The organism is Pseudoalteromonas sp. S16_S37 (assembly GCF_014694405.1).
Classification (GTDB): Bacteria; Pseudomonadota; Gammaproteobacteria; order Enterobacterales; family Alteromonadaceae; genus Pseudoalteromonas.
In genome coordinates this window covers 1-427 of the sequence record NZ_JAAUWV010000207.1, presented here as the reverse complement: position 1 = coordinate 427, position 427 = coordinate 1, and the positions used below count along the sequence as shown (strand labels likewise).

Sequence of the window (427 nt, the reverse complement as noted above, 5' to 3'; positions counted from 1 at the left end):
TCTTCGAATTCGATCATAAATCGATTCAAGGCCGATTTCCAATTTCTTATCGGCATTGTCCATTTTTTAGATGCCTGCTCAATAGCCAAGTAAACCACCTTTTTAGCCGAATCGTCATGCGGAAACAGCTTGCGCTTCTTAATCGCTTTGCGGATAACTGAGTTCAGCGATTCAATAGCGTTAGTGGTGTAAATGGCTTTTCTGATGTCTTCAGGGTAATTGAAGATAGTACTGACGTTTTGCCAGTTATTACGCCATGAACGAGAGATATTGGGGTATTTACTGTCCCAGAGCTGCTCGAACTGCTCTAAGGCCATTAGAGCTTCGTCTTCGGTTATTGATTGATATATACGCTTTAAATCAGCCGTGATGGTTTTGTAGTCTTTCCACGGCACGAACTTTAACGAGTTGCGTACCATATGGACAA

At 42.2% G+C, this 427-nt stretch carries 1 protein-coding gene; it reads right to left on the bottom strand.

Annotated elements, in window-relative coordinates:
• Nucleotides 1-427: transposase (locus HC733_RS22650; RefSeq protein ID WP_190367215.1), on the bottom strand; the 427-nt coding region annotated here is incomplete at both ends.